Here is a 666-nt window from a genome sequence, read left to right on the forward strand (position 1 = left end):
ACATTATTACCCTGACGACCAAAACGCTGTGGGCCAAAGTAGTTAGGCACACCTGTTTCATCGATGCGTGCTAAATGCTCCTCGACGCGTTGCTTAGCCGTCTGCTGAGTAGATAACGATTGCTCAGTTGATTCAGTGTTTTCATCATCATTCGTAAACTTAATATCACGCAAGGTAATGATAAATTGATTGGCACGGTGGGTACCGCGATTGAGTTTTTTATTATGCCAGTGCTGCGCCAGAATAACGACAGATTCATGCTCGCCAATATCTATCGGCGCAAACTCTGTAGGCGGCAACTGCTTTTTGGGTATACGCAGACTAAACCACTGGGTCGTCACCGCATGACGATCCTTCAGTCCTGAGTAACCGACATCACGTAGCGGTATGTCTGCCCACTCTGACAACAGTTTTGCCAGATACGCGGTGTTCATGCCTAGTTTTTTAATATGCAGCCATAGATGCTCACCATCACCTGTCAACTCTAGCGGGAGTATTTCGTTGACCACAAAGTCGGTGGCATCTGCTTTATAAGTAGCTTGCTTTATCGGTTGAGGCTTTGGCTGCGGCAAGTTTGCGGTGTCAGTGACAGCGCCAATATCAATAACACTGAGATCAAAACTGTCGGCAGCCTGATTATTTGTATCGCTATCTGAGTCACTATCT

General features: G+C 46.5%; 1 protein-coding gene. It reads right to left on the bottom strand.

The features are described 5' to 3' along the window. The coding region (truD, locus tag B3V51_RS11240; RefSeq protein WP_286708439.1) for a tRNA pseudouridine(13) synthase TruD at positions 1 to 572 on the bottom strand (572 nt) is incomplete at its 3' end. Between the last annotated feature and the right edge of the window lie 94 nt (positions 573 to 666).

The sequence above is a fragment of the Psychrobacter sp. UBA2514 genome (assembly GCF_002341255.1).
GTDB classification, from domain to species: Bacteria; Pseudomonadota; Gammaproteobacteria; order Pseudomonadales; family Moraxellaceae; genus Psychrobacter; species Psychrobacter pacificensis.